Genomic DNA, 21,871 nt, shown 5'->3' with positions numbered 1-21,871 from the left:
CCCCGGCTGGAGGTGGAGTGATGACGCAGGCGCCCGCGGGCCGGGTATCCGGCAACCTGCCGCTGCCGGACCGGCTGCTGGCCGTGGCGACCCGGATGTTCGCCGAGAAGGGCTTCGAGAGCACCTCGGTCCAGGAGATCGTGAACGCCGCCGGCGTCACCAAAGGGGCCATGTACCACTACTTCGGCTCCAAGGACGATCTCCTCTACGAGATCTACCACCGGCTCCTCGGCCTGCAGATGTCACGCCTGGAGCAGATCGCCGACGGCCCCGGAACCGCCGAGGAACGCCTCCGCGCGGCGGCGGTCGACGTCCTCAACACCTCGTTCCTCTACCTGGACGACTTCACCGTCTTCTTCCGCTCGACGCATCTGCTCCCCCGCGACCGCCGCGAGGCCGTCCGCGCCGAACGGCGCCGCTACCACGAGCGCTTCCGCGCCCTGGTCGAGGAGGGCCAGCGCGAGGGCACGTTCCGCGGCGCGACCCCGGCCGACATCGCCGTCCACTTCTTCTTCGGCACCGTCCACCAGATCGGCACCTGGTACCGCCCCGGCGGCCGCCTCAAGACGGCCGCCATCAGCGAGCACTACGTGGACCTCTTCCTTAACGGCCTGTCCTCCCAGGGGTAGCGCCCCCTTACGGGGCGCTCAGCGTTCTATGTGCTCGATCTTGAGTGCCTCGTCCTTGTGGCGGGCGCGGAGGGGCTTCTTGTCGATCTTGCCGACGGTGGTCTTCGGGATCTCGTCCATGAACGTCCAGTACTCGGGGACCTGCCAGCGGGCGACCTTGCCCGCGAGGAAGGACGCGAGCTCTCCGGGCGTGGCCGCGGCGTCCGGGCGCAGGACGACGCAGGCGAGGGGGCGCTCGTCCCAGCGGGCGTCGGGGATGCCGATGACGGCGGCCTCCGCCACCGCCGGGTGCGCCATCAGGTGGTTCTCCAGTTCGACCGAGGAGATCCACTCGCCGCCCGACTTGATCACGTCCTTCGCCCGGTCGGTGATCTGGTAGAAGCCGCGGTCGTCGATGGTGCCGATGTCCCCCGTGCGCAGCCAGCCGTCGTCGAACTTCTGCGGCGCCGGGTCGCGGTGGTAGGCGCCGGTGATCCACGGCCCGCGGACCTCGATCTCGCCGACGGCCTCGCCGTCCCAGGGCAGCTCGGCGCCGGAGTCGTCCACGATGCGCATCTCCACGCCGGCGGCGACGCGTCCCGACTTCAGCCGCCAGTACATGTCCTCGTCCGTCCCGGGCTCGACGCCGGGCGGCGGGAACGCCATGCCGCCGAGCGGGCTGGTCTCGGTCATTCCCCAGCCCTGGATGATGCGCAGGCCGTACCGCTGCTCGAACCGCTCCAGCAGGACGCGGGGCGCGGCGGCGCCGCCGGAGGTACCGGCCCGCAGGGACGACAGGTCGATCTCCTGCTGCTCTCCGAGGGTGAGGATGCCGTTCCAGATGGTCGGGACGGCGGACGCGAGCGTGCTGCGCTCCTCCGCGATGAACGTCGTGAGGTGCTCCGGCTGCATGAACGGGCCGGGCATGTGCAGCGTCGCCCCGGACAGGAACGCCCCGTACGGCAGGCCCCAGGCGTTGACGTGGAACATCGGGACGATCGTCAGGACACGGTCGGCTTCGGTGATGCCCACCAGCGACGCCGACTGCACGGCCATGGCGTGCAGGAACGTGGAGCGGTGCGAGTACACGACGCCCTTGGGGTCGCCGGTGGTGCCGCTGGTGTAACACATGGACGCGGCGGAGCGCTCGTCCACGTCCGGCCACGTGTAGCCGGGCTCCTCGGCTGCGAGGAGCTCGTGGTAGCGCAGGACGGGCGCGCCGTTGCCGTTGCTCTCCAGCGGTGAGGCGTCACCGTCGCCGACGACCACGAACGCCTCGACTGCCGGGAGTTCGTGGACGACCCGCGCCAGCAGCGGGACGAGGCTGTCGTCCACGATGACGACCTGGTCGTCGGCGTGGTTGATGATGTGCGAGAGCTGCTCGGGGAACAGCCGGATGTTCAGCGTGTGCAGCACCGCGCCCATGGCGGGCACCGCGAAGTAGGCCTCCAGGTGCTCCTGGTTGTTCCAGCAGAAGGTCGCCACCCGGTCGCCCTCCCGGACGCCGAGCCCGGCCAGGGCGGACGCGAGCCGCTCGGCGTTCCGGGCGATCTCCGCGAAGGCGGCCCGCCGGGGCGTGCCGCCGCCCGTCCACGTGACGCACTCGCTGCGGCCGTAGACGCGCGCCCCATGCCGCAGGATCGCGGCGACGGACAACGGAAAGTCCTGCATCGTGCTGAGGATCATGGCAATTCTCCGAGAAGACCCGTGACGCCGTAAGAAGTACCGGCCCGCACGATTCTTCGCACATACCGACCGGTCGGTTCACCATATTTTCAGCCCGGCCGTTCGTCAACGCTCCGGCGGCCCGCCGCGGTCAGTCGACCAGGACGGAAAGGATTTCGGCGACGCAGACGGGCTTGTCCCCGTCCGCGCGCTCGATCGTCACGCGGACGGTGGCGCGGGCGCCGGCGGGGCCGCGTTCCAGCGACAGCAGCTCCGCGCCCGCGCGGACCCTGGATCCGACCGGCACCGGCGCGGGGAAGCGCACCTTGTTCGCGCCGTAGTTCACGCCCATCCGCAGCCCTTCGACGCGGTAGATCTGCGCGGCGAGCATGGGGATCAGCGACAGGGTGAGGTAGCCGTGCGCGATCGTCCCGCCGAAGGGCCCCCGCGCCGCCCGCTCCGCGTCGACGTGGATCCACTGGTGGTCGCCGGTCGCGTCCGCGAACAGGTTCACCTGCTCCTGCGTGATCGTGTGCCACGCACTGTGGCCGAGGTGGGTTCCGACGGCCTTCTCGTAGTCGTCAACGCCGTTGAACGTCCTCATCCGGGTGACCTCCGTGCGCTGGGCGCCCGCGCGGCGGACGCGCGTCCTTCCGGGAACGCCACGATGACAACATACCGACCGGTTGGTATGCAATGGGGATACGGAGCCCGGATCGGAGAGGCCGGCGGGCTGGACGGTTCCGCGGCGTCCGCCCCGGCGCCGCGGAACCGTCCAGCCCGCCGGCAGATCACCGGCATGCGGCTGACGCACGGGCTCCCCTCCTGCACGCCCGCCGGCAGGTCCGCGATCCGGCTCTCATCATGCACAGCGCCTACAGGGCGTGAAGTGTCACCCGCTCGGCCGGCACCATGGTCTACCTGCGAGGACGTGATGGAGCGGTCCGGGGCGGACCAGTTCCTAGACCCGCCCGTCGAGGGCGGCGAGGCCCGAGCGCAGCAGGGGCTCGACGGCGGCGCCCACCGTCTCGAACCCCTCCCCCACGGTCTGCCCGTGGATGTACCGGTAGTGGATCCCCTCGGAGATGACGGCGAGCTTGAAGCACGCCAGCCCCACGTAGAAGCCGATCGCGGACACGTCCCGTCCGCTCCGGCGGGCATAGCGGGCGAGGATGTCGTCCGGCGCGGGGAAGCCTGGCGCGCTCGACGCGTCGGCCGTTCCCGGGACGGGGGTCTGGCGCCGCATGTAGACGAGCAGCAACGCCAGGTCGGTCAGAGGGTCGCCGAGCGTCGCCATCTCCCAGTCGAGGACGGCGGCGATCCGGTCTCCGGAGTCGACGAGCAGGTTGTCTAGCCGGTAGTCGCCGTGCACGATCGCGGACGCGGCCCCCGCCGGGACGTTCGCCTCCAGCAGCGCGTGCAGCTCGGCGGCGGCCGGGAGGTCACGGCTGCGGGACGCGTCGAGCTGCCTCTTCCAGCGCCGCACCTGCCGGGCGAGGAACCCCTCCGGGCGCCCGAAGTCCGCGAGGCCGACCTGCTCCGGGTCGACGCGGTGCAGCTCGACCAGGGTGTCGATCATGCGCTCGGCGATCCGCCCGACGCGCTCCGCGCCGAGGGGCTCCAGCTCCGCCGCGCTCCGGTACGGGACGCCCTCGACCATCTCCATCACATAGAACGGCGCGCCGATGACGTCCGGGTCCTCGCAGAGGGCGTAGGTCGCGGGAACGGGCACGCCGGTTCCGGCGAGCGCCGTCAGTACCCGGTACTCGCGGTCCATGTCGTGGGCGGTGGCGAGCACGTGGCCGAGCGGCGGCCGCCGGACGATCCAGGAGCTCCGCCCGTCGGTGACCTCGTAGGTGAGGTTGGACCGCCCGCCCTCGATGACCCGCGCGCGCAGCCGCCCGGCGGCGGCGCCCGGGCGGGCGCGGGCGAAGAAGTCGCGGAAGCGGTCCAGCGCGAGCCCGGGGACATCGCCGTCGTCGAACACCCGCAATGTGTCTCCTCAACGATCCAAGCCCTTGTACCGTCCGGTCGGTATGGCGCAGGATGCCGGGGCGGGCCTGCGCGCGAGTGCGCCCGGCCGGGTCCCCGGCGCGCGCCGCCGCCAGGCGGGTATCCGCATGTAGATGAGACCATACCGACTGGTCGGTTTTCAATGGCGAAAGTCGTCGCCATTTCGGCCGACGGCCCGGCGTCGCTCCTCGGCGATCACGAACCCGCACTTCGCCGCCGCGGCCCGCCCTCCGGGAGCCTGGCGCCCAAGAGAGCCGTCCGTGGCGGACACGGGAGGCCGATGGGGCTCGGGTTCGTGGCGGCTGCGCGTCCGGTGCCAAAAGAAGCCGATCTTTTGTGGGTGCGGGTGCGTAGCCCGGCGGGTCCCGCGGGCGTTAGATCGCGCTATGAAGATCGCCGCGCGGGCGGCGGTGATCGCGGCGGTGATCGCGGCGCTCATCGCCCACCCCCTGCCCGCCGGGGCGTCCGAGGACGCCCCGGGGACGACCGAGCACACAATCGCCATGGGCGACTGGGATCGCGCCTACCTGCTGCACGTCCCACCGGGCAGGCCCCGTGAACCGCTGCCCCTGATCGTGGCGCTGCACGGCGGCCTGAACGACGCCGAGTACGTCCGCGAACAGAGCGGGCTCGACGAGGTCGCCGACCGCGATGGGTACGCCGTCGCGTACCCGGACGGGTTCCTCGGCACGTGGAACGCGGGGGCCTGCTGCTCGTTCGCCCGCTGGGCGGGGATCGACGACGTCGGGTTCCTCGACAAGCTGATCGGCACGCTCGTGGAGCAGGGCGTCGCCGACCCGCGCCGGGTGTTCATGACCGGCTTCTCCAACGGCGGCGGCATGGCCTACCGCTACGCGTGCGAGCGGTCCGGGCGGCTCGCCGGGATCGCCGTGGTGTCGGGCGCGCTCGCCATCGGCTGCACGCCGGAGACGCCGGTGTCGGTACTGGCGTTCCACGGAACGCTGGACCCGTCCGTCCCCTACACGGGCGGGGGGAACATGGACGCGGACGTCCATTTCCCGTTCATCGCCGTCCAGATCGTGATGGAGTTCTGGCGCTGGGTCGACAAGCTGCCTGCGCTTTCGTGGCCGGTGCCGGGCGGTCCGGACGGGTGCGTCGGGACGGGCCCGGGCCCGCTCGCCGTCGCGTTGTGCACGAAGCAGGGCGGCGGACACGAATGGCCCGAGTACGCGAGCGGGCTGATGGCCCGCTTCTTCGCCGCCCGGCCGTCCCTGCCGAAGACGTGACCCGGGTCAGGCGGGCAGGCTGCGCGGGCGGATGTCCTTCCAGTTGGCCGTGACGTAGCCGATGCAGTCCGACCGTGACTCCGGGCCGAAGACCGTCGTCCAGCCGGCGGGCACGTCGGCGAACGCCGGCCACAGCGAGTGCTGGCCTTCGACGTTGACGAGGACGCGGAACGTCCCGTCGGGGTCGTCGAACGGGTTGGTCATCATGCCTCCCTCTCTCTTCAGGCGACCGGGGTGACGCGGGCGGAGGACCGCAGGGCCATGGACCGGACGATCTCGCCGGTGCGGACGGCCGTCATGGACAGCAGCGACGAGGCGATCCCGTGGCTGTGCTCGGTGGCACCCTGCAGGTAGACGCCCCATTCGCGGCCGGGCTCGGTGGCGATGCGGTAGTCGCGTTCCACGACGGGACGTCCGCCGGGGCCGGTGCGGCAGTGCGCACCCGCCTCGCCGAGCAGGTCGAACGGGTCGCGTTCGCGGTAGCCGGTGGCGTAGACGACGGCGTCGGCGTCCAGGTCCTCGACCTCGCCGGTGGGCAGGAACGCGATCCTCGCCCGCACGCCGTCCGTGTCGTCGCGGATGTCGAGGACGCGGGAGGCGTTGAGGATGCGCAGCCGTTCGGCGCCCGCGACCTTCTCGGCGTAGGCGCGCCGGTACAGCTCGTCGATGAGATCGAGGTCCACCACCGAGTAGTTGGTGTTGCGCGAATACTCGAACAGCATCTGCTTCACGTCGCCGGGCGCCGCGTAGTAATGGTCGACGGCCTCCGGGTCGAAGATGCGGTTGGCGAACGAGCTGTCGTCCGCCGGCGAGTACCCGTACCGGGCGAAGACCGCGCACACCTCGGCGCCGGTGAACGTCCGGTGCAGGTGTTCGACGGCCTCGGCGGCGCTCTGGCCGGCGCCGACCACGATGAGCCGCCGCGGGTCCCAGTCCTTCCGCTCGCCCAGCCGGGTGAGGAGGTCCTCGGTGTGCCAGATCCGCTCCCCCGGCCTGATGCCCTCGGGCAGGACGGGTTCGAGCCCCGCGCCGATGACGACGTTGCGGGCGAGATGCGTCTCCAACTCGTCGTCGCGGCGCACGACGACTTCGAGGGTCTCGTCGTCGTGCGGGCGGAGCGCGACGACCTCCGTCCCGTAGCGGACGCGGCCGGCGAACGCGGCGGCCGCCCATTCGAGGTAGTCGTGGAACTCCAGCCGGGTCGGGAACATCGTCTTGTGGTTGACGAAGTCGACCAGCCGCCCCTTGGCGTGCAGGTAGGCGAGGAACGAGAACGGGCTGGCGGGGTTGCGCAGCGACACCAGGTCCTTGAGGAAGTGGACCTGCATCGTGGCGCCGTCGATCAGCATGCCCCGGTGCCAGCCGAACCCCGGCTGCTTCTCGAAGAACACCGCGTCCGCGCCGGGGCCGTGCTCTTCTTCGAGCGCGACGGCGAGCGCCAGGTTGGACGGGCCGAATCCGATTCCGGCCACGTCGTGGACGGGTGTGTGCATGCGCTCCTCCGGCATCAGGCGGGCTTGGCCGCGCTCGCGGCCTTGGCGATCTTCGGGACGACCTGGTCGACGACGTAGGGGATGGCGAGCGGCGTGGGGGTGCGCAGCGGCCAGAAGGACCTCAGGTCGAGCGGCACGTAGGAGCCGCGCTTCACGACGTCCAGACCGGCGAACAGCTTGTTGCCCTCGATCTTCTTCTGCGTGGCGGGGTCGTCGTTGTAGTGGCTGAGCAGGACGTCCACGTCCAGGACGGAGACCTTCTCGATGCTGATCTCGGCGGCGAACCCGTCGCCGGGCAGCTTGCTCAGCGAGTCGGGCAGCCTCATGCCGAACTGCTGGAGCAGCTTGACGCTCGTGTCGTCCGCGGACTTCATCACGCCGATGTTCCCGTTCGGGAAGACGCTGGTGAACGCGAACTCCTTGCCGTTCAGCTCCGGATGCTCCGTCTTGACCTGGGCGATCTTCGCCTCGGTGCCGGCGACGAGCTTCTTCCCGTCCTCGGGACGGCCGATCGCGGCGGCGGTCTGCTGGGTGATCTGCTGCCAGGTGTCCTCGGCGGGCCCGGTCTGGTAGGCGACGGTCGGCACGAGCTTGGAGAGCTTGTCGTATTCCTTGTCGATGGAGAAGTCACCGCCGGCGAGGACGAGGTCGGGCCGCAGCGCGGCGATCTCCTCCAGGTTGAAACCGGCCTCACCGGCCTTGAGGAGCTTGGGCTTCGCGCCGGTCAGCTTGGGCGCGCTCCACGGGGCGAGGCCGTCGGGCTGGACGCCGGTCAGCTCCGCCATGCCGACGGGCGTGACGCCGAGGGCGAGCAGCGCGTCCTGGTCGACCTCGCCGAGGGCGACGATCCGCTTCGGCGCGGACTCGATCTTCGTGGTGCCGAGCTTGTGGGTGACCGTGACCGGGAACGTCCCGGCGTTCGTGCCGCCGGAGCCTCCGTCGGCGGGCTCGTCGTCGCCGCACGCGGCGGCCGTGCCGAGGCTCAGGACGAGCGCTGCGGTGACGGCGAGGAGCCGCATCGTGGTGCGCATAGCGGACCTTCCACTTTCAGGGGCGGGGGTTCCCGGGCTGTTGATCAGGGATATTAGGTTAGCCTAACCTAACTTTGCAATGGGGGTCCGGGTATGAGCCGCCTCACTCCAGCCGGGCGAGCAGACCGGCCACGGTCGGCGCGGTCATCAGGGTCGCGATCTTCAGGTCGGCGCATCCGGGTTCCCGCCGGATCCGCCGGACGAGCTTCATGGCGAGCAGCGAATGGCCGCCGAGGTCGAAGAAGTCGTCGTCCGGGCCGACCTCGGGGACGCCCAGCTCGTCGGCGAAGATCCTGCACAGCGCCGCCTCCCGGTCGTCCACCCGGTCGTCTTCCGGGCGCGCGGCCGCGGCGGTCGTCTCCGCGGTCACGGCCCGGGCGGTCAGCACGGCGGGCAGCGCGCCGACCTTCATGCCGGGATCGTCCGCGACGGCCGTGAGCAGCGCGGTCAGGCCGTCCGCCAGCGCGGCGGCGGTGCCGCGGTCGAAGAGGTCGGCGGAGTAGTCGACGATCAGCCGGAGACCGTCCGGGCCCTCGCGGAAGATGAAGTCCAGGTCGAACTTCGCCGCGCCCGGCCCGAACAGGGCCTCACGCTGCTCCAGGCCGGGGAACCGCACATCGCCGACGCCCTGGTTCTCGTACCCGACCATCACCTGGAACAGCGGGTTGCGCCCGGGGACGCGGCGCGGCCGCAGCGCCTCGACGACCGCCTCGAACGGCAGGTCCTGGTTGGCGAGTCCGCTCAGGGCCGCCGCGCGGACGCGGGCGAGCAGCTCCGCGAACGTGGGATCGCCGGACAGGTCGGCGCGCAGGACGAGCGTGTTCACGAAGAACCCGACGAGGTCGCGGGCGGCCTCCTCGGTGCGCCCGGCGACGGGGCTGCCGAGCGGGACGTCGTCGCCCGCGCCCGTCCGGTGCAGGAGCGCGGCGACGGCGGCCTGGCACACCATGAACATGCTGGCGTTCGCGTCGCGCGCGACCCGGCCGAGCCGCCGGGACAGGCCGGGCGGGAGGTCCGCGGTGAGCGTCCCGCCGCGCTGGCCGACGGTGCCGGGACGCGGCCGGTCCACGGGCAGCGGGATCTCCTCGGGCAGGTCGGCGAGCGCGCCCGTCCAGTGGGCGAGCTGCCGGGCGTGGACGCTGCCGGGGTCGAGTGGGTCGCCGAGCAGTTCCCGTTGCCAGAGCGCATGGTCGGCGTACTGGACGGGCGGCGGCTCCCAGGCCGGCGCGGCACCGCCCAGCCGGGCCGCGTACGCCTCGGCGACGTCGCGGGCGAACGGCCCGAACGACCATTCGTCGAACGCGATGTGGTGGAAGACGGCGAGCAGCAGATGCTCGTCCTCGCCCTCGGGGAACACGGCGACGCGCAGCGGGACGTCCTTCGCGAGGTCGAACGGCCTGGCGATGACGTCCTCGGGCGCGCAGGTCGCCACTTCGAGGACGGGCCTCGCGTCGTCCGGATCGATGATCCGCTGGTAGGGGGCGCCGTCGTGTTCGGCGAAGACCGTCCGGAGGCTCTCGTGCCGGGCGGTCACGTCCGCGATCGCCGCTTCGAGGGCGGCGAGGTCGAGGCGGCCCCGGAGCCGGACGGCGAGCGGCAGATGGTATCCGTCGCGCGGCCCGTCGTCCTCGCGGAGCAGCTGGTCGAGCATCCACAGCCGCCGCTGCGCGGACGACAGCGGGACGCGCCCGGGCCGTTCCCTCGGCTCCAGGACGGGCCGGGGTTCCGCTCCGGCGCCGCGATGCAGGCGGCCGGCCAGTTCCGCGACGGTCGGCGCCTCGAACAGGTCGCGGATGGCCAGTTCCGCGCCGAGTACCGCGCGTGCCCTGCCGACGAGCCGCGTCGCGAGCAGCGAGTGCCCGCCGAGATCGAAGAAGTCGTCGTCGATGCCGGCGCCGGGCGCGTCGAGCACCTCGGCGAACAGCGTGCACAGCAGGCGTTCGACGGGTGTGCGGGGCGGGCGTCCCGTCCGGCGCGGCCCGTCCCGCCCGGGATCGGGGAGCGCGCGCCGGTCGAGCTTGCCGTTCACCGTCAGCGGCAGCGCGTCCAGCGTCATGATCGCGCTCGGGACCATGTAGCCGGGCAGGCTCGCCTTGAGGCTCTCCCGCACCCGCGCGGCCAGCACCCCGTGGTCGCGCGCCGCGACCGGATTGTTCGCATACGAGGCAGGTGCGCGCCCCGGCTCGGCCGGGAGGAAGGCCGCTCCCCCGCCGAACACGGCGTCGTAGCACCCGGTCTCTGCGGACGGCGTGAGCACGACGTCCGGGAACAGCGCGTAGAGCGTCTCCGGCTCGATCCCTTCGGGCGAGGAGAACAGGGCCTCCCGCGCCTCGTCCGCCGATGCCCCCTCGCGCAGCATCCGCAGTGCGGCGACCTCGCCCGACAACCGCGGGTCGGGAATTCCCCGCACCCGCAGGACGCCTCCGGACCCGGCCGGCGACGCGCCGCGCATTTCCTCCGGCGACGCGCCGTCGCGCAGTGCCGGCACCACGGCACGCGTCTCATCCGCCGTCGCGCCGCTGACCTGCTTCTGGCCGGTTCCGGGACGCGCGATGAAGTCGTCCAACGTGTCCCAGTCCACGACAGGTGCGACCGGGGCGGGCGGAGCGTCCTTGTGGAGGACGACGTCGTAGCGGTGGCGGGTCAGTTCGTTGTGGTGGATGCCTCGCCTTGTCAGGACGTCCACGCAGCCTGGGCCGTCGAGGGCGGCGAAGAAGGCGGGGTCCAGGAGGAGTTCCTTCTCCATCCGGACGGCGCGGTCGACGGCCTCCAGGTCACCGCCGCCACGGCCGAGCTGGATGGCCGCGTGCAGGCAGCGGACGGTGCGCAGGTCTCGGACGTCCCCGATGAACAGGGCGCCACCCGGCGCGAGCAGCCGCATCGCCTTGCCGATCACGTCCTGGAGATAGGCGGCGCCCGGGAAGTACTGGACCACCGAATTGATCACGATCGTGTCGAAGTGGTTCTCGGGCAGCCCGCCGATGTCGTGCGCGGGCCGGCAGCTCAGCCGGACGGCCGGGTCCGCACCGAGATCAGCGCGGAGTTTCGCTATGACCGGTTCGGAGAAGTCGGTTCCCCAGTACTCCTCGCTCCCGGGGGCGAGGCGGGTGAGGAGGAGGCCCGCGCCGACGCCTATTTCCAGGACCCGGCGGGGATCGAGCTCGCGGATGCGCTCGACCGTCGTCTCGCGCCACTCGCGCATGTCGTCGAGCGGGATGGGGGCGCCGTCGTAGCTGCTGTCCCAGCCGGCGAACTCCTCGTTGTGGACGACCGTGCCGACCTCGCTGTACTCGGCGTCGTAGATCTGCCGCCATTCGGCGAGCTGCTCGTCGGCGGCGCCCTCGCGGGAGCCGTCCGGGACGACGTAGCCGACGAGGCGCTTCACGCCGGGGACGTCCGTCTCGGCGGCCACCACCGCGGCCTGCCCGACGCCGGGTTCGGCGGCGAGCGCGGTCTCGATCTCCTCCAGTTCGACCCGGTAGCCGCGGATCTTGACCTGGTCGTCGGTGCGGCCGAGGAAGTCGATGTTGCCGTCGTCGCGGACGCGCACGAGGTCGCCCGTCCGGTACATGCGCCCCCCGGAGAACGGGTCGGCGACGAAGCGTTCCGCGGTCAGGTCCGCGCGGCCGAGGTAGCCGCGCGCCAGGCCGGCGCCCGCGATGTAGAGCTCGCCCGGCGCGCCGGGCGGGACAGGACGCAGCCACGCGTCGAGCACGTGGCCGCGGGTGTTCCAGATCGGCCTGCCGACGGTCGGGGTCGCGCTGTCCTCGGTGCCGCCGCCCAGCGTGTTGATCGTGTACTCGGTCGGTCCGTAGAGGTTGTAGCCGAGGACGCCGTCGGCCTGCGCGAGCCGGTCCCACACCGACGCCGGGACGGCCTCCCCGCCGAGGAGGACGAGCGGCGGGCGGTGCTCGCCGTCCAGGATGCCCTCGTCCAGGAGCTGCTGGGCGTAGGTGGGCGTCACGTTGATGACGTCGATGCGGTGTTGCCGCAGGTAAGCGGTCAGCGCTTCGGCGTCGCGGCGCAGGTCCTCGTCGCAGACGTGCACCTCGTGGCCCTCGATGAGCCAGAGGAGTTCCTCCCACGACATGTCGAAGGAGAACGAGACGGTGTGCGCGATGCGCAGGCGGCGCCCCGCCGACGCGACCACCGGGTCGAAGATGTTGGCGCGGTGGTTGAACTGCATGTTGGTGAGGCCCCGGTAGGGCGTCACGACGCCCTTGGGACGTCCCGTCGAGCCGGACGTGTAAATGACGTAGGCGGGATGGTCGAGCCGGCCGGGGGCGCCGGGGGCGAAGCCGGGCAGTTTGTCCGGGGCCAGGTCGGCGCCGGGCTGCGCGGCGAGGGCCGTGGCCGTTTCCGGGTCGTCCAGCGCGAGGACGGCGCCGGAGCAGGTGAGGCCGGCGGCGATGTCGCGGTGCGAGACCAGGCAGGTCGGCGCGGCGTCCTGGAGCATGTAGTCGAGGCGGTCGGCCGGGTAGTCGAGTTCCAGCGGCAGGTAGGCGGCGCCCGTGCGCAGGACGGCGAACAGCGCGACCACCATCTGCGCCGAGCGGGGCAGCGCCAGCGCGACGACCTTCTCGGGACCGGCGCCGTTCGCGAGCAGGAGCCGCGCGAGCCGGTTGACCTCGGCGTTCAGTTCCCCGTAGGTGAGCCGGACGCCGGGGAGCGAGACGAGCGCGAGGTCTTCAGGCTGTTCCGCGGCGCGTTCGGCGAGCAGTTCGGCGACCGTCAGCTCGGGCACGGGATGCCACGCCTCGTCCCAGTCGCGCCGGCGCCGGTCGTGCTCATCCGGGACGAGCAGGTCGACGCGGTGGCAGGGGCTCCCGGGGGTCTCCGCGAGCTGCCGGAGGACCTGGACGTACCGGTCGGTGATGCGTTCCGCCTCGGCCTCGGTGAACGCGTCGCCCCGGTACATGACACGCAGAGAGGTGCCCGGCTCGACGACCATCGTGATCGGGTAGTGGGTGGCGTCGCGGACCTCGCGGCCGGTGACGCGCAGTGCGCCGTCCGGGCCGAAGCCGCGGCCGGTCGGCATGCCGGGGAAGTTCTGGAAGACGAACAGCGTGTCGAAGAGCGTGCCGAGACCGGTGGCGCGCTGGACGTCGGCGAGCGCGACGAAGGAGTGGTCGAACAGCTCCGACCGGGCGGCTTGGACGCGGTCGAGCACGGTGGTGAGAGCGTCCGCCGGTCCCGCCTGCACCCTCACCGGGACCGTGTTGAACAGCAGGCCGACCATGGATTCGACGCCGTCCACGTCCGGGTGGCGTCCGGAGACGGAGGCGCCGAAGACGACGTCGTCCCGTCCGGTCAGGCCCATGAGGACCATGCCCCACGCGGTCTCGAAGAGCGTGCCGGGCGTGACGCCTTGCTCCCGGGCGACCTCGTCGAGACGCTCGGCGAGATCGGCCGGCAGCGCCCGGTGCACTTCGCCGGCGCCGGTGAGGTCGGCCGGCTTGTCGACCAGGCCCGGACGCACGAGGGCGGGTTCGTCGAAGCCGTCGAGGGCGCGGCGCCAGGCGTCCACGGCGGCCGCACGGTCGCGGCCGTTCACCCAGTCCAGGAAGGCGCGGAAGGGCGGGACGGGACGGGCGGCCTCGGCGGCGGCGTCGGTGTAGGAGTCGAGGAGCGAGGTGACGAGGAGCCCGCCCGACCAGCCGTCGAGCAGGATCAGCTCGGAGGTGAGGATCAGCCTGTGGTCGTCCTCGGCCAGGGTGGCGAGGGCGAATCGGATCAGCGGCGGTTCGGCCGGGTCGAACGGTTCCGCGCGCTGGGTGTCGACGAACGCGTCGAGTTCGTCCGCCGACACCTCGGCGTGCGTCCACGGGACGTCGAAGTCGTCCGGGACGAACTGGACCGCGCGGTCGCCGTCCGTCCGGAACCCGGCGCGCAGGTTGGGGAACTTCTCCAGCGTGGCGCGCAGCGCGTCCGCCATCCGCCCGGGATCGATCGGCCCGGACAGCGTCACCACGGCCTGCTGCACGTAGATGTCGCGGCCTTCGCCGGCCAGCATCAGGTGGAAGAGCAGGCCCTCCTGGAGCGGCGAGAGCGGAAGCTCACCGGCGGGGTCCGATGCTTGGGCGCGCTCCCTCTCCTCGGGGGGTGCGGCCGCGCAGGCCAGGGCTTCGACAGTCCGCAGCCGGAAGACGTCCCTGACGGTGAACGACAGTCCGGCGCGGCGGGCGCGCGCGACCAGGAGCGCCGCGCTGATGCTGTCCCCGCCGGCGCGGAAGAAGTCGTCGTCGGCTCCCACGGCGTCGCGGCCGAGGACGTTCGAGGCGAGCCGGGCGAGGACGCGTTCCGCCTCCGTGGACGGGGCTCGTCCGGCGGCCGGGCGCCCCGGCTCGGGCAGTGCGCGCCGGTCGACCTTGCCGTTCGGGTTGAGGGGCAGTTCGTCCAGGACGACCAGCTCGGACGGGACGAGGTAGCCGGGCAGCAGCGCGCGCAGCGACTCGTGCAGCGCCTCGGTGTCGACGTCGCCGACGAGGTAGCCGACGAGGCGTGATCCGTGGGCGGCGACGGCCGTCCGCCGGACGCCGGGCCGCGCCGCGATCACCGCCTCGATCTCGCCCGGCTCGATCCGGAAGCCGCGGATCTTGATCTGCTCGTCGGCGCGGCCGAGGAAGTCCAGCCCGCCGTCCGGGCGGCGCCGCACGCGGTCCCCGGTCCGGTAGAGGCGGGAGCCGGGCGGGCCGAACGGGTTCGCGACGAACCGCTCGGCGGTCCGCGCCGGGTCGCCGAGATATCCGCGCGCCAGCCCGTCGCCCGCGAGGTAGAGCTCGCCGACGGGGACCTCGCGGAGCGCTCCGTCGAGGACGTGGGCGCGGGTGTTGGCGATGGGTCGCAGTCCCCCGGCTTCGGCGATGAGGCTGTCGCCCGCGGCCTCGGAGCACCCGTAGAGATTGACGAGCCGCGCCGGGACCTGCTCGGCGAGCGCGGGCGCCAGCGCCTCCCCGCTGCTGATCCAGGTGGTGACGGACGGGGGGAGCCCGTTCTCCACGAGCGCCGAGAGCAGGCTCGGGACGAGCGTGACGAGTCCGGCACCGTGCCGTTCGATGAGGTCGGCGAGCGCGACGGCGTCGGTGGCGGTCGCGTCGTCGGCGATGACGACCGTGTCGCCGGCGACGAGACCGCCGAGCAGCTCGGTCGTGCCGTCGATGAACGCGGGCGAGCTCTTGGCGACGCGGACGCCGGGCGCGGCGAGGCCGGCGCCCCACGCGAGCCGGTTGGCGAGGGCGCGCTGGGTGCCGGCGACGGCCTTGGGCGTCCCGGTCGAGCCGGACGTGAAGATGACGTAGGAGGTGTGGTCCGGGTGGACGTCCGGCCGTTCGCGGGGCGGCACGTCCAGCGGCGGCTCGTCCCGTCCGAGGACGAGCAGCGGCCGGGCGGTGTCCAGCATCGTCCGCACGCGGGCGGGCGGATACGCCAGGTCGATGGGAAGGTAGGCGGCGCCCGCCTTGAGCACGGCGAGCAGCGCGATGGCGAACTCGTCCGAGCGCGGGAGGGCGAGCGCGACGACCTGTTCGGGGCCCGCACCGGCGGCGGCGAGGCGGTCGGCGAGAGCCTCGGCGCGGCGGTCGAGGTCGGCGTAGGTCAGTTCGGTGTCGCCGAACACGAGCGCGGTCTTGTCCGGGGTCCGGGCCGCCTGCTCCTCGATGAGGGCGGCGACCGTCCGGACGGGGAACTCACGGACGGTGTCCGGGTGCTCGACGGGCGCCCCGAGGGACGACAGGCGCCGGCCCGCGTCTTCGGTGACCTGCGTGAGGAGTTCGCTCAGGTCGTCCAGCATCCGCTCGACGGTCGCGGCGTCGAAGAGGTCGGCGGCGAACGCGGCGAACCCCTCGACCTCGCCGTCCCCTTCCGCGAAATAGAGGTCGAGGTCGAACTTCACCCCGCCGGTCTCCGGGAGGAACGGCTCGGCGCGCGCGCCCGGGAGGGCGAGGCGCACGTCGTCCAGCCGCTGGTGAACGATCATCACCTGGAACAGCGGGCTGCGGGCGAGCGACCGTTCGGGCGCGAGCCGGTCCACGACCCGCTCGAACGGGACGTCGGCGTGGGAGAACGCGGCGAGGTCGGCGGCGCGGACCCGTTCGAGCAGCTCGGCGAACGTGGGGTCGCCGGACAGGTCGGTGCGCAGGACGAGCGGGTTGACGAAGACGCCGACCAGGTCGGCGAGGTCCTCGTCGGCGCGTCCCGCGATGGGCGAGCCGAGCGCGATGTCGTCGCCCGCCCCGGTCCGCTGGAGCAGTGCCGCGACGGCGGCGTGCAGGACCATGAACACGCTGGTGCCGGTCTCGCGGGCCAGCCGCCGCGCCCCGGCGACCGGCAGCCGGAACGGGACCAGCCCGCCCCGGTGGCTCGCCTCCGCCGGCCGCGGCCGGTCGAAGGGGAGGACGGTCTCCTCGGGCAGCCCGGCGAGGGTCTCCTCCCAGAAACCCAGCTGCGGCGTCGTGTCGGGCGCGGCCTCACGCTGCCAGGCCGCGTAGTCGGCGTACTGGACGGGCAGCGGCTCCCAGCCGGGTTCGCGTCCGGCGCGACGGGCCTCATAGGCGTGGGCGAGGTCGGCGAGCAGGGGCGTGAACGACCATTCGTCGGCGGCGGCATGGTGGAGCAGGATGATCAGCGACCACTCGTCTCCGGCCGTCCGGACGAGGGTGCCGCGGACCGGCAGGTCGCGTCCGACGTCGAAGACGTGCGCGGCGGCGTCCCGCTCGATCGCCGCGCGCCGCGCCGGGGTCTCGCCCCGCGCGTCGACGACGGTGAAGTCCGCGCGGACGCCGGTGTCCAGGACGCGCTGGACGGGCAGGCCGTCCGGCCCTTCGACGAGAAGCGTGCGCAGCGCCTCGTGCCGGGCGACGACGTCTCCGAACGCCCGGTCGAGCGCGTCCGCGTCCACGGAGCCGTGCAGGCGCAGGCCGAGCGGCAGCGCGTAGGACGCGGACGGGCCGCGGAGGCGTTCCTCCAGCCAGAGCCCCCGCTGCGCCGCCGACGCGGGCACGGTCTCGGGCCGCTCGACGTCGCGGACGCGCACGGTGTCGGTTCCGACCAGCCTGGGGGCGAGCGTGGCGACGGTCGGCGCCTCGAACACGTCCGCGATGGACAGCGAGCCCCCGAGAACCGCCCGGGCCTTGGCCGCGACGCGCGTCGCCAGAAGCGAGTGCCCGCCGAGCGCGAAGAAGTCGTCGTCGATGCCGATGCCCTCGACCCCGAGAAGGTCCGCGAAGATCGCGCAGAGGGCGGTCTCGCGGGCGTCGCGTGGTGCCCGCCCGGAGACCTCGGCCTCCGGCGCGGGCAGGGCGGCGCGGTCGAGCTTGCCGTTGACCGTCCGGGGCAGCGCGTCGAGGGCGATGAGCGCGGCCGGAACCATGTACTCCGGCAACGCCCTGGCGAGCGCGCTGCGCAGGCCGGCCTCGTCCAGCTCCCGTGTGGGGACGTAGTAGCCGACCAGCCTGGCGTCCCCAGGACGGTCTTCCCGGACGACGACCGCGGCCTGCGCGACGCCCGGCTGCAGGGCGAGCACCGCCTGCGCCTCGGCCGGCTCGATCCGGAACCCGCGGATCTTCACCTGCTCGTCGGTACGGCCGAGGTACTCGATGGACCCGTCGCGCGTCCACCGCGCCAGGTCGCCCGTCCGGTACATGCGAGATCCGGGCGGACCGTACGGGTCGGCGACGAACCGCTCCGCGGTGAGGTCGGGACGTCCGACGTAGCCGCGGGCGAGCTGCGCGCCCGCCAGGTACAGCTCGCCCGGCACGCCCGGCGGGACGGGCCGGAGCCCCGCGTCCAGGACATGGGCACGGGTGTTCCAGAACGGGCCGCCGATACCGTGCGCGGGCAGGTCCGCCGAGGTCGCCCAGATCGTCGCCTCGGTGGGCCCGTACATGTTGGTGGCGAGCGACGCCGCGCCGGCCAGCGACTCGGCGAGCGCGGGGGGCAGCGCCTCACCGCCGACCAGGACCCGCAGGCCCTTGAACGCGGCGGGGTCGAGCGTGCCGAGCAGCGACGGGGTGCCCTGGACGATCGTGGCATCCTCCAGCAGCGGGGCGAGCGCGGCCGGGTCGCGGACGGTGTCGCGGCCGGCGAGGACGACCGTCGCGCCGCTGATCAGCGGCGCGAACAGCTCCAGCGCGGCGATGTCGAACGCGATCGTCGTGACCGCGACGAGCCTGTCGCCGGGGACGAGTCTCAGCCGGGCCTTCGTCGTGATCAAGAAGTTCGCCAGCGCCCGGTGCGGGATCGCGACGCCCTTGGGGCGGCCGGTCGAGCCGGACGTGTAGATGAGGTAGGCGAGGTCGTCCGGACGCGGGTCCGTCGCCCGCGCCGTGCCGGCGTCGCCGACGGGGCCTTCGAGAACGAGGAGGTCCGTGTCGTCCGGCAGCAGACGCACTGTCCCGGCGGTGACGATCGCGCAGAGCGGGGCCGCGTCGTCCAGCATGTAGGCGAGCCGGTCGGCGGGGTGGTCGAGGTCCAGCGGCAGGTACGCGGCACCCGACTTCAGGATGCCGAGCAGCGCCGCGACGAGGTCGGGCGTGCGCGGCAGCGCGACCGCGACGACGGTCTCGGCACCGGCCCCCCGCCTGCGGAGCTCCGCCGCCAGCGCGGTGGACCGTTCGTCCAGCTCGGCATAGGTGAGGGTCTGGTCCCCGGCCTCGATCGCGGTCTCGTCCGGAGTGCGGGCCGCCTGCTCCTCGAACAGCGTGACGACGTTCGCTTCCGGGAGGGCACGTCCGGTGGCGTTCGCCCTCTCGATCAGGGCCCGCTCATCCGCGTCCATGATCTCCAACGCGCCGACCGGGCGGTCAGGGTCGGCGCAGGCGTCCCCGAGCAGGGCCTCCAGGTGCCCGAGCAGCGCGTCGATGCGCGCGTCGTCGAACAGCTCGCGGCGGAACGTCGCCTCGACCGTCATGCCGTGAGCCCGGACGAACGCCTCCAGCGACAGGTCGAAGTGCGTCGTCCCGTTGTGGATGTGCGTCCAGCTCGACGTGACGCCCGGAAGGTCCAGCTCGCCGATCTCCTGGGCGAGGAACAGGAGCATCGTGTCGAAGAACGCCGATCGTCCGCGTCCTCTCGCCGGGCGGAGCTCCTGCACGAGGCGGTCGTACGGGAGCGCCTGATGCGCGAAGCCTTCGGTGACCGTCCGGCCGACCCGATGCAGGGCCTCACGGAACGTCGGCGCGCCGGACAGGTCGGTGCGCAGCACGAGCGTGTTCCCGAAGTTGCCGACGAGCCGCTCGACCTCGGTGTGCTCGCGGTTCATCACCGAGGACCCGATCGCGATGTCGTCCACTCCGGCGTAGCGGTGCAGGAGGACGGCATAGCCGGCCGTCATCACCATGTACGGGGTGAGGTTCTCCTCGGCGGCGAGCTTCCGCATCCCCTCCGTCACGGAGTCGTCGAAGCGGCGCGCTCTCCGTCCGCCGCGCTCGGACACGACGGCGCCGCGGGGCCGGTCGGCGGGAAGGTCGAGCGGCGCGGGCGGCGGGTCGAGACGCTTCCGCCAGTAGGCGAGGTCGTCCTCGGAGAGGGGGCGCTTCTGCTCCCATTCGGCGTAGTCGGCGTACTGGACGTCCAGCCGCGGCAGTCCGTCCGGCTTTCCGTTGACGGCGGCGCGGTAAAGAGCGGAGAGGTCGCGCGACAGTGAACCCCAGGTCATGCCGTCCCACGCGATGTGGTGCACGACGAGGACGAGCGCGTGCTCGTTCTCGCCGAGCCGGAGCAGCTCAAGCCGGATCGGCCGCTCGTTGCGAAGATCAAAGGGCACCGCCGCCAGTTCCGCCGCCCGCGCTTCAGCGTCCTCGCAGTCGGCCGGCGTGAGGTCGAGCGAGTCGTCCGCACCGACGATCTGCACGGCCGCACCGCCGGCGGGCGCTTCCGTGTGACGGTCCGCATAGGTCGTCCGGAGGATGGCGTGGCGGCGGATCAGCCCGCGCAACGCCTCCCGCAAGGCCCCCGCATCGAGCGTTCCGGACATGCGGACGAGCAGGCAGACGTTGTAGGCGGGACTGTCCGGGAAGGCGCGATGGTGCAGCCACATGCTCTGCTGGGCGGAGGACAGGGGCGCCGGCCCGTCCGATCCGCGGGGGTTGAGCCGGGCGGTGTCCGAGCCGAGCCCGGCCTCCGCCATCATCCGCCGCATCAGTTCGCGTCGCCGTGCCGCCGTCGTCTGCTCCTGCACGCTCAACTCTTTCGTTGTCGGCTTCGCCACCGCGGGTTAGGTTAGCCTTGCCTGAGAAAATCATGCAAGGTTAGCCTTACCTAAGTTTGACCTTCCGGTCGCGAAAGGGAGTTGGCTGCCTTGTCCTCTGGTCTGCGCACCGATGCGAAACCCGCCGAGCTGGTCGTCGAGCACGCCTCGGACCCGCTCGCGCTCATGGCCCGGCTGGCCGGATCCGGACTGTTCGGCGACTACGTCGTCTACGAACGCCCCGGCTCATGGACGTTCGCGGGCGGCATTCTGGGCGAGGTAGTCCTGGACGCGAGCACCGTCCAGGCCCACTGGCCCGGCCACGCGCCGACCACTCGCCAGTGGACGGGACGCCCCGCCGACGCTTTGCGCGACACCTTCGCCTCAGCCCCGCTCCCCACGTGGAACGCCTACGGCTGGATCGCGTTCGAGTTCGCCGCGCCCCCTTACGCCGGACGCCTCGCGCACCTGATCGTCCCCCGCACCGAAGTAAGGGTCGAGCAGGGCCGTGCCACCATCACGGGCGTAGACGAGACCGACACCGACCGGATCGCCGAGTTCCTGGCGAGGCCCGACACGCCTGTCATTGGAGCGCCCTCGCCCGTCGACGTCCGGGTCGACGGCGACTCCTACCGGACGCGCGTCGCCCAAGCCGTGGCCGAGATCAACGCGGGCCGCTACCAGAAGGTCATCGTGTCCCGCCGCCTGGACATCCCCCACCCCGTCGACCTGGTCTCCACGTTCGTCCGAGGCCGCGAGGCCAACACGCCCGCCCGCTCCTTCCTGCTCGACCTGGGCGGTTTTCAGGCCACCGGCTTCAGCCCCGAGGTCCTCGCCAGCGTGGACGCCGCCGGCCGCGTCATGACCCAGCCCCTCGCCGGCACCCGTGCCTTCGGCTTCGGCGCGGACGCCGACGCCCGCACCCGCCACGACCTGGAGACCGACCCCAAGGAGATCTACGAGCACGCGGTCTCCGTCCGCACCTCGCAGGACGAGCTGTACCGGGTGTGCGAACCGGGAACCGTCCAGGTCACCGGCTTCATGACGGTCAAGGAACGCGGCAGCGTCCAGCACCTCGGCTCCAGCGTCAGCGGGACCCTCTCCCCCGGCCGCACCGCCTGGGACGCCCTCGACGCCCTCTTCCCCGGCGTGACCGCCTCCGGCATCCCGAAGCCCGAAGCCATCGACGCCATCACCCGCCTTGAAGAACACCGCGGCCTCTACTCCGGCGCCGTGGTCACCGTCTCCCACACCGGCGCCCTCGACTCGGCCCTGGTCCTCCGCGCCCTCTACGCCGAGAACGGCCGAGCCTGGCTACGCGCCGGCGCCGGCATAGTCAGCGCCTCGACCCCCGACCGCGAATACGAAGAGACCTGCGAAAAGCTCTCCAGCATCGCCCCCTACGTCGTCCCTCGAACCTGACCGCCAGAGCAGTTCGACGACGCATCGATGCTGCCCGGTGGTGACCGCCCATTCCCAAAATCGCATCGGAACGGCGGCTCCGAGTCCTGCTGTTGCTGGACCGCGGGGCCAAGGGACGGTCCCCCCTGAAGGGAGGGCTGGTGCCTCGTCAACCCCCGCGGGAAACGGGGTGGGCTGCCAGCCGTTCGAGCAATGCAAAACAAAACAG

General features: G+C 72.4%; 10 protein-coding genes. 3 read left to right on the top strand and 7 right to left on the bottom strand.

Annotated elements, in window-relative coordinates:
- The first annotated feature begins 20 nt into the window (after positions 1 to 20).
- The gene (locus tag ACQPXG_RS20715) at positions 21 to 629 is read left to right on the top strand and encodes a TetR/AcrR family transcriptional regulator (protein WP_433469338.1); all 609 of its coding nucleotides are present in this window, start codon (positions 21 to 23) and stop codon (positions 627 to 629) included.
- An 18-nt stretch (positions 630 to 647) separates the two neighbouring features.
- Here the strand turns inward: ACQPXG_RS20715 and ACQPXG_RS20710 are convergent, their stop codons facing one another.
- The 3 genes from ACQPXG_RS20710 to ACQPXG_RS20700 form a co-directional block, all read right to left on the bottom strand.
- Positions 648 to 2,294: a long-chain fatty acid--CoA ligase gene (locus ACQPXG_RS20710; RefSeq protein WP_433469337.1), complete on the bottom strand. Its 1,647-nt coding sequence runs from the start codon at positions 2,292 to 2,294 to the stop codon at positions 648 to 650.
- Positions 2,295 to 2,424: 130 nt separating this feature from the next.
- Entirely contained in the window at positions 2,425 to 2,877 is a 453-nt protein-coding gene (locus ACQPXG_RS20705) for a MaoC family dehydratase (protein WP_433469336.1), read from the bottom strand.
- Positions 2,878 to 3,234: 357 nt separating this feature from the next.
- Complete coding sequence (locus ACQPXG_RS20700) at positions 3,235 to 4,266, bottom strand: phosphotransferase family protein (RefSeq protein WP_433469335.1); 1,032 nt, start codon at positions 4,264 to 4,266, stop codon at positions 3,235 to 3,237.
- Between the two features lie 406 nt (positions 4,267 to 4,672).
- On the opposite strand from ACQPXG_RS20700, the gene ACQPXG_RS20695 reads away from it, so the two are divergent.
- Entirely contained in the window at positions 4,673 to 5,533 is an 861-nt protein-coding gene (locus tag ACQPXG_RS20695; protein WP_433469334.1) for an alpha/beta hydrolase family esterase, read from the top strand.
- Positions 5,534 to 5,539: 6 nt separating this feature from the next.
- On the opposite strand, the gene ACQPXG_RS20690 is transcribed toward ACQPXG_RS20695, so the two are convergent.
- The 4 genes from ACQPXG_RS20690 to ACQPXG_RS20675 form a co-directional block, all read right to left on the bottom strand.
- A complete protein-coding gene (locus tag ACQPXG_RS20690; protein ID WP_433470018.1) occupies positions 5,540 to 5,737 on the bottom strand; it encodes an MbtH family protein in 198 nt (65 codons plus the stop codon).
- Positions 5,738 to 5,754: 17 nt separating this feature from the next.
- Positions 5,755 to 7,026 carry a lysine N(6)-hydroxylase/L-ornithine N(5)-oxygenase family protein gene (locus tag ACQPXG_RS20685; RefSeq protein WP_433469333.1) on the bottom strand — a complete coding sequence of 424 codons (1,272 nt, stop codon included), beginning with the start codon at positions 7,024 to 7,026 and terminating at the stop codon, positions 5,755 to 5,757.
- Positions 7,027 to 7,040: 14 nt separating this feature from the next.
- Positions 7,041 to 8,057 carry an ABC transporter substrate-binding protein gene (locus tag ACQPXG_RS20680; protein ID WP_433469332.1) on the bottom strand — a complete coding sequence of 339 codons (1,017 nt, stop codon included), beginning with the start codon at positions 8,055 to 8,057 and terminating at the stop codon, positions 7,041 to 7,043.
- Between the two features lie 103 nt (positions 8,058 to 8,160).
- Positions 8,161 to 20,262, bottom strand: coding sequence for an amino acid adenylation domain-containing protein (locus ACQPXG_RS20675; protein ID WP_433469331.1), 12,102 nt, complete (start codon positions 20,260 to 20,262; stop codon positions 8,161 to 8,163).
- A 90-nt stretch (positions 20,263 to 20,352) separates the two neighbouring features.
- Between ACQPXG_RS20675 and ACQPXG_RS20670 the strand changes: the two genes are divergently transcribed.
- Positions 20,353 to 21,663: a salicylate synthase gene (locus ACQPXG_RS20670; RefSeq protein WP_433469330.1), complete on the top strand. Its 1,311-nt coding sequence runs from the start codon at positions 20,353 to 20,355 to the stop codon at positions 21,661 to 21,663.
- Positions 21,664 to 21,871: the final 208 nt, after the last annotated feature.

Origin of the sequence: Spirillospora sp. CA-128828 (assembly GCF_050945415.1) — a bacterium.
Lineage (GTDB): Bacteria > Actinomycetota > Actinomycetes > Streptosporangiales > Streptosporangiaceae > Spirillospora.
The sequence above is the reverse complement of the archived record's forward strand: the minus strand, read 5'-3'. Positions and strand labels throughout refer to the sequence as shown.